The organism is uncultured Demequina sp., from assembly GCF_913055775.1.
Taxonomy (GTDB): Bacteria; Actinomycetota; Actinomycetes; order Actinomycetales; family Demequinaceae; genus Demequina.
Map to the genome: position 1 here is coordinate 1 of NZ_CAJXJX010000123.1, position 7,977 is coordinate 7,977.

At 71.7% G+C, this 7,977-nt stretch carries 5 protein-coding genes and 1 tRNA gene; 3 read left to right on the top strand and 3 right to left on the bottom strand.

The features are described 5' to 3' along the window. The 3 genes from QZ483_RS11305 to QZ483_RS11315 form a co-directional block, all read left to right on the top strand. The coding region (locus QZ483_RS11305) for an FtsX-like permease family protein (protein ID WP_297084050.1) at window positions 1-2,353 on the top strand (2,353 nt) is incomplete at its 5' end. Window positions 2,354-2,366: 13 nt separating this feature from the next. Further along, window positions 2,367-3,437 (top strand): ABC transporter ATP-binding protein, encoded by a 1,071-nt coding sequence (locus QZ483_RS11310; protein ID WP_297084051.1) that lies wholly within the window; start codon window positions 2,367-2,369, stop codon window positions 3,435-3,437. Beyond that, window positions 3,424-4,179 carry an ABC transporter ATP-binding protein gene (locus QZ483_RS11315; RefSeq protein WP_297084052.1) on the top strand — a complete coding sequence of 252 codons (756 nt, stop codon included), beginning with the start codon at window positions 3,424-3,426 and terminating at the stop codon, window positions 4,177-4,179. The genes QZ483_RS11310 and QZ483_RS11315 overlap by 14 nt, the downstream gene beginning before the upstream one ends. On the opposite strand, the gene QZ483_RS11320 is transcribed toward QZ483_RS11315, so the two are convergent. The 3 genes from QZ483_RS11320 to QZ483_RS11330 form a co-directional block, all read right to left on the bottom strand. After that, on the bottom strand, window positions 4,176-5,543 hold the full coding sequence (locus QZ483_RS11320) for an APC family permease (protein ID WP_297084053.1): 1,368 nt from the start codon (window positions 5,541-5,543) through the stop codon (window positions 4,176-4,178). The genes QZ483_RS11315 and QZ483_RS11320 overlap by 4 nt on opposite strands. 97 nt (window positions 5,544-5,640) lie before the next feature. Further along, window positions 5,641-5,714, bottom strand: a tRNA-Met gene (locus tag QZ483_RS11325). Window positions 5,715-5,776: 62 nt separating this feature from the next. Next, a partial coding sequence (locus QZ483_RS11330) for a UPF0182 family protein (RefSeq protein WP_297084054.1) occupies window positions 5,777-7,977 on the bottom strand: 2,201 nt, incomplete at its 5' end.

Consider the following 7,977-nt stretch of genomic DNA (forward strand, 5'->3'; position numbering starts at 1 on the left):
GCTCGTCGAGGGTCGCCTCCCCGCCGATCCCACGGGACGCTCCCGCCAGGTCAGCGGACCGAACGCTGGAATCGGCGTCGTCGCGTCGCTGGGCGACAACGGCGAGTCCGTCTACGTCGAGCCCGAGGTCATCGAGATCGCGCTCACCCGGCCGGTGGCCAGCCCCCTCGAGTTCGATCTCGACGACGTCATCATGCTCGAGGACGTGACAGGCGCCCGAATCGCGCTGCGCATCACCGGCATCGTCGAGCCCGAGGACCCGCAGGCAGAGGTCTGGAGTCGGTTCCCCGACGCGGTCTCCCCTGCCGTCGTCGACAATCCGTCCCGACCCCTGTTCCGCCGCGGCACGGTCCTGGTCCAGGCAGCCACGCTCGACGAGCTCGCGTCCCGTTTGGGAACGGCCTTCCCCGGCACGATCGAGCTGTCGGTGTCTCCCGAGACGCTGACCCTCGACAGCGCACGCACGCTCGCGTCGAGCATGCGCGACCTGACCGGCTCGAGCGACCTGATCGGACCCGAGGCGGACGTCACGGTCCAGGTCGCGAGCGGCCTCGGGCCCGCATTGGACGCCTATCCCGCCCGGGCGCGTGCGGCGCTCGCGCAGATGTCGGTGGTGGTCGCGGGCGTGATCGCCGTGGGAGCGGTGGTCATCGCCCTGATGTCGCGCCTCCTGGTGAGCCGCCGCGAGCGCGATATCGCTCTCGAGCGGGCACGCGGAGCGTCCGTGGCCTCGGTTGCACTGCGCATGGTTATCGAGTCGGCGCTTGTCACGGGCGTCGGCCTCGCCTCGGGCTACGCGGCCGCGCGGGCCGCCGTGGGACCCGTCGCCGCCGGGAATCTCCAGGCTCTGCTGGTCGCTGGGGTGGCCGTGATCGCAGCGCCAGTGCTCGCAGTGGCGATGGCCCGCGGCTCGTGGACCGGGCGCCGCGAGCCCGCGAACAGGCAGGACAGGGCGCGCAAGCGCCGGGCCAGGGCCGCGCGGCGCCTCACGCTCGAGGCGCTGGCCGTCGTGCTCGGCGTGCTCGCCGTCGTCACGCTCCGGGGCCGCGGCGTGCTGCAGACCCAGACGGAAGGCATCGACCCGTTCCTCGCGGCCGCGCCCGTCCTCGTCGCTCTCGCCATCGTCGTCATCGTCGTCCGGCTCTACCCGCTGCCGATGGCCGTGATCCAGGCGCTGGCGCGTCGCACGCGCGGAGTGTCGGGCGCCATCACGCTGGCCAAGGCGCGCGAGCCGATCCCCGTCCTTCCCCTGCTGGCCCTGACCCTGGCGATCGCGGTCGCCGTCTCGAGCGGGCTGCTGGTGGGCACGGTGCGCGAGGGTCAGGAGCAGGCGGCGTGGGAACGGGTGGGCGGACAGGTCAGGATCGACGCGCCCGTGGACGACGCGACCGTCGACGACCTCGCGTCCCAGGGCCTCGAGACCTCGATCGTGTACACGCGCGTGTTCACCAACCTGACGCTCGGCTCGGAGACCCTCGAGAGCTCGCTGGTGGCCTTCGACGAGGCCTACCCCGATATCGTCGACCAGGCCGGCATCGTCGACGCCGCCGAGCTGCGCGAGCTCCACGCGCTGGAAGCGCAGCGCGCCGACGGCGATCCGGTGCCGGTCCTCGCCAGCCCGGAGCTCGCCGCCCTGGAGATCCCCGGCGATCGCTCGCAGATCTACATCGGGCGGGAGCACATCCCCGTCGAGATCGTCGGGATCGCCACCGCGACCCCGGACGGGTGGATGGACGGGCCGTTCGTCATGGCGCCGCTCGAGGGGCTCGAGACCTTCGAGTACGACACGCCTTGGACGCCCAACCTCGCCTTCGTGGGAGGCGACGGCGCCGAGGAGGCGGTGACCTCGACGCCGTCGATTCCGGCCGATGCTGTGACGACTCGTGAGGGATGGCTCGAGGCGGTCCGGGGATCCGCGCTCATCGGCGGCGTCGAGGCGCTCATGGCTCTCGCCGTGGCGACCGTGGGCGCGCTCGCGGCGGTCGCCCTGCTCATCACCGTGATGCAGGGCGTGCGCGAGCGGGGCCGCGCGCTGGCGATGCTGCGCACGCAGGGCATGGGCGCCGCGTACGGGTGGTGGCTCGCACTCGCCGAGCTGGGCCCGCTCACCGCTGCCGCCGTCGTGGGCGGCGCCGGTGCCGGCCTGGCAATCCTGGCGCTGCTCGGCGGCGCACTCGGCCTCGAGGTGCTTGCCGGGGGGCTCGCCGCCCCGGCCCTCGTCGCCAGTCCCCTGTTCATCGCAGCCGTCGCCGGCGGAGTCGTCGCGCTGCTGCTGCTCGCGGTCACCACCGAGGTGATCGCCCACCGTCGCGAACGGCTGAGCGACGTGCTTCGCTATGGAGAGTCCCGATGAGGGAGGAACAGTCATGACCCAGACCGCTGCGGCGCCCCGCGCCGAGTACGGCGCGGACGCGCTGATCGTGTGCGACAACCTCGTGCGCATCTACCAGGTCGAGAACATCGAGGTGCAGGCCCTGCAGGGGCTGGACCTGCTGGTCGACAAGGGCGAGATGATCGCGATCGTCGGCCAGTCCGGATCCGGCAAATCGACGCTGCTGAACGTGCTGTCGGGGCTCGACGTGCCCACCGCGGGATCAGCCAGGGTCGCTGGCTGGGACCTGCTGCGCATGAACCACGCCGATCGCCTGACGTACCGCCGCTCGGTCGTGGGCTTCGTATGGCAGCAGACGGCGCGCAACCTGCTTCCCTACCTGAGCGCCCGCGAGAACGTCATGCTGCCGATGGCGTTCTCCGGGCTGCGGGGAGCGCGACGCGCCGCCCGCGCAGACGAGCTGCTCGAGGCGATGAGCATGGCCGATCGCGCGGGCAGGCGGCCCGGCGAGCTGTCGGGAGGAGAGCAGCAGCGCGTCGCGATCGCGGTCGCGCTCGCCAACGAGCCCGAGGTGATCTTCGCGGACGAGCCCACGGGCGAGCTCGACTCCAGCACCGGCGACGATGTGTTCGCGGCTCTGCGCAGCGCTAACCAGGACCTGGGCGCGACGGTCGTGGTCGTGACCCACGACCACGCGGTCAGCTCGCAGGTGCAGCGCACGGTGGCGATCCGCGATGGCCGCACCGCGACGGAGGTGGTGCGACGCACGCACGTGGACGACGAGGGCCGCACGCAGACCGTGCACGACGAGTACGCCGTGCTGGACCGCGCCGGGCGCCTGCAGCTGCCGCGCGACTATCGCGACGCGCTGGAGCTCAAGGACCGTGTGCGCCTCGAGCTGGAGACCGATCACATCGGCGTGTGGAAGGACTCCACTGCGCGCCCCGCGTCCGCACCCTCGGCGCCCGAGGCCGCAGCCTCCCCACCGGCGCCTCGGGAGGCGCCGCGCGCTCCCGACCCGACGCGCGCATCGGCCCCGCCCACGGACGCCCCGAACCCCTTCCTGCCCCCCGAGCCCGAGGAGGGCCGCGATGACCTCCGCTGAGACGCCCATGGTGTCCGTCGATGGTGTGACCCGAGTGTTCGGCCACGGCGCGAACCGCGTCACCGCCGTGGACGACGTCTCGTTCGAGGTTCAGCGCGGCCGGCTCGTGGCCCTGGTGGGCAGGTCGGGATCCGGCAAGACGAGCCTGCTCAACTGCATCGGCGGCCTCGACCGCCCCACGTCCGGCCGGATCGTGGTCGACGACATCGAGGTCACCGCGCTGTCCGAGGGACGGCGCACGGCGCTGCGCCGCGACACCGTGGCTTTCGTGTTCCAGACCTTTGGGCTCGTGCCGATGCTGTCCGCGGCGGAGAACGTGGGGCTGCCGATGCGGCTGCGCAGCACTCGCACGGGCGAGCGCGAGCGCAGGGTCGCGGAGCTGCTGGACCTCGTCGGACTGTCGAACCACCGCGATCAGCGGCCCGCGGAGCTGTCGGGCGGTCAGCAGCAGCGCGTGGCGATCGCTCGAGCGCTGGCGAACGAGCCGCGGCTGCTGATCGCGGATGAGCCGACGGGCCAGCTCGACGCGGACACCGGGGCGGCGGTGATGGCGCTGCTCCGCGAGGTCATCGCTGGCACCGGGATGACCGCGCTCGTGTCGACTCACGACCAGGGGCTCATGGACATCGCCGACGACACGGTGCGCCTCGCGGATGGACGCGTGGTCGACGCCGACGACGCGTCGTTCGTGGGCACGGGCTCGCGGGCGACCGGCTCCGAGCACGAGGGGCGGATCGTCTAGGAGCCGCGGGGTCGTGTGACCCGTGCTCGCCACACCTGGGCCGCCACCGGCCACCCGACCACCGCGAGCACCAGGATCGCGAAGGCCCACCACGATCCCGCTGCCGCCGGCGCCGCTACCGCTGCGAGGACCACGCAGCCCACGACGCCGAACACGCTCACCAGCACCGGGACGCGGAGCGTTGCGGTGCGCCCCGTCCGGCGCTGGCGAATGGCGGCGACATTCGCCACCGCGTAGTACGTGAGGATCGAGGCGACGCTCACGAGCAGCAGGCTGGTGCCCTGGGTCCACACCAGAACGATCGCGAGGACCGCGATCACCGCTTCCGCTCTCCACGGAGCTCCGGACTCTCCCTGGTGGGCGAGGGCCCGGGGCAGGTCGCCCTCGCGCGCCATCGCCATGGCCGTGCGTCCAGCACCCGCCATGACCGCCAGCATCGCGCCGCCCACCGCGAGCGCGGCCGCGGCCGTGACGATCCACGCCGGGATGCCCACCTCCACCGCCAGGGACTCGAGCGGCGCGTCGCCCAGCGCCGTAGCGTCAGCCGTCCATCCGAACGAGGCCTCGTCCTCGTGGGCAACGGGGGCAGGTGCGAAGCCCTCGCTGGGCACGGGCACGCCGAAGGTGCGCCCGAGGGACACGGCGACCGCCAGGTAGAGCACGATCACCACGCCCAGCGCACTGATGACGGCGCGCGGGATGGTGCGCTCGGGCTCCCGCACCTCCTCGCCCAGGGTCGCGATGCGCGCATAGCCCGCGAAGGCGAAGAAGGCAGCGGCGGCCGCGACCATGAAGGCGGGCCCGGTGGCCGACGCAGGCTCGAGCGCCGCCGTCTCCGCCAGGGGCGCATAGGCGAACCAGCCGAAGGAGCGCTCCGCGCCGATCAGCGCGGCCGCCACCAGCGCGAGCAGCACCGCGACCACGACGATCGCGATCGCCGTCGCGCCCCGCGCGGTGCGGGTGATGCCGCGAGAGTTGAGCGCCCACACGGACGCGATCGCGGCGGTGGCGACGAGCGCGGCGTGCCCAGGCACCACGTACGAGCCCAGCACGAGCGCCCCCACGGCGACGGACACGGTCTTGCCCACCACGAAGGCGGCACCCGCGAGATGCCCGGCCATCGGTCCGAGCTCGGCGCGCCCATACGCGTACGCGCCGCCTGCGACCGGGTAGCGCGCCGCCAGCTGCGCCGTCGACAGGGCGTTGGCGAGCGCGACCGCGCCCGCGAGGCCCACGGCGGCCAGGTACCAGTCGCCCGCGGCGAGCACCTCCGCCCACATGTCAGAGAAGACGCCGGCGCCGAGCATCGACCCGACGCCGATGCCGATCGCCCCCAGGAGGCCGACACGGCGCGCGGTGCTCACGCGGCCAGCGTAGGGGCGGCGGTCGCGGGTGGGAAGCGCAGAAGCCCGGGAAAATGACGAAGGCCCGGACCGTGTGGTCCGGGCCTTCGTCGTGGAGTAGCGGGGACAGGATTTGAACCTGCGACCTCCGGGTTATGAGCCCGGCGAGCTACCGAACTGCTCCACCCCGCGTTGGCGAGTGATCAGTCTATCGGACGCGCGCCGAGGCTCCAAATCGCCTCTCCCGGCCGTGGCTACTGCTGGGCCGCCAGAGCCTCCTCCGCGAGAATCGCGTCCTCGATCGCCTGCTCGAGCTCCTCCTGCGCCTCGCCGTATGCGGCGAAGTCGCCGTCGGCCAGCGCCTCCTGCCCGTCCAGCAGGGCCTGCTGGGCGCGCGCGAGCGCGTCCTCGAGGGCCGCCTGGGCATCGTCGGGCGCGGCCGTCGGGTCCGTCGCCGGCTCGCTCTCGCTCGGCGTCGGCGTCGGCTCGGAGGTGTCCGGCACGTCGCCCGGGTCCAGCTCCGTGTCCGGCTCCACCTCGTCGACCGGCTCATCCGTGTCGGGAGCCGCACCTTCGCCGAAGACCTGGTCGAGCGCCTCCTGCAGCGTGTCGGCGAAGCCCACCTCGTCGCCGAACGAGACGAACACCTTGCGCAGCAGGGGCACCTGCGTTCCCGAGCTCGACTGGACGTACACGGGCTGCACGTAGAGCAGACCGCCGCCGACCGGCAGGGTCAGGAGGTTGCCACTGACGACATCCGTCTCGCCCTGACGGAGCAGGTTCAGCGTCTCCTGTGCACCCGGGTCGGAGTTGAAGTTGTTCTGGACCTGGCCGGGGCCGGGAACCGTGGTGTCGCGGGGCAGCTCGAGAAGCCTGATCTGGCCGTAGCCCTCCGCGATCTCGCCTGCAGCATCACCCGTCTCGGAGTCCACCGCCAGGTATCCGGTGAGGATGTTGCGGTCGGTGTTGCCGCCGGGGATGTAGTTGCTGGTGAGCGAGAACGACGGGTCGTCCTGGCCCGGCATCTGCAGCGTCAGGTAGTAGGGCGGCTGCAGCGTCGCGCCCGAACCCGTCGGGTCCTGCGGCGTGGACCAGATGTCCTGGCCGGAGTAGAACGCCGAGGCGTCGTCCACGTGGTAGCGCTGCAGCTGGTGCCGCTGGACCTGGAACAGGTCCTCCGGGTAGCGCAGGTGGCTCATCAGCTCGCTCGAGATCTCCGCGACCGGCACGATGGTCGACGGGAAGATGTTCTGCCACGTCTGGAGGATCGGATCCTCCGCGTCCCACGCGTAGAGGGTCACGCTGCCGTCGTACGCGTCCACCGTCGCCTTGACCGAGTTGCGCACATAGTTCAGCGTCGACGGGAACTGCGACTCGCCGCTCGCGAACAGCCCGGGCGTCTGCAGCGCCGCCGAGTACGGGTACGAGTCGGCGGTGGTGTAGCCGTCCACGACCCACTTCACGCGACCGTCGACGACGGCCGGGTAGGTGGTCTGGTCGAGCTCAAGATACGGGGCGACGCGCTCGACGCGCTCGATCGGGTCGCGGTAGTACAGGATCTGCGACTCCGAGGTCACGCGGTCGGAGAAGAAGATCTGCTCCTCGCCGAAGCGGATCGCGTACATCAGCTTCTCGACGAAAGTGCCGATGCTCGGACCGCCGTCGCCGGCGTAGGTCGTGTTGACCTGGCCCGTCGGCGAGTCGTCGTCGGGGTAGTCCAGCTCCCAGGGCTCGGTGCCGTCGGGGGCACCCACGATCGAGTAGTCGGGGACCGTCTGGCCGAAGTAGATGCGCGGCTCGTAGTCGCCCATGCTTCCGCGCGACGGGATGTTGCCCTCCCAGAACGCCGGCTGGCCGTCGGTGCTGGTGCGGTTGCCGTAGGCGGCGACCACCCCATAGCCGTGCGTGAAGACCGTGTGGTCGTTGACCCACGAGCGGTTCTCGTCGCTGAGGCCGGCGAGGTTGAGCTCGCGCACCGCGATGACGGTGTCGTTGAGTTCGCCATCGAGCTGGTACCGATCGACGGCGAGGCGGTCGGAGAAGTCGTAGTACTGGCGGTTCTGCTGCAGCTGCTGGAACGCCGGCGACACCACGTTGGGGTCGAGCAGACGGATCTGCGCGGTCGTCTCGGCATCGGCCCTCAACTGGTCCGCCTCGGCCTCGGTCGCGGCGTCATACGGAATCGTCTCGATCTCGTCGAGCCCGTACGCGTACAGAGTCGCGTCGATGTTGCGCTGGATGTAGGGCGCCTCGAGCGACTGCGCGTTCGGCTCCACCTGGAAGCGCTGCACGATCGACGGGTAGATGCCGCCGACCACGAGCGCCGAGAGCACCATCAGCGAAACGCCCACGGCGGGGATGCGCCAGTCGCCGCGCCAGATGACGGCCAGGAACAGCGCACCGACGAGCACCGCGATCCCCACGAGGATGGTCCGTCCCGGGATGATCGCGTTGA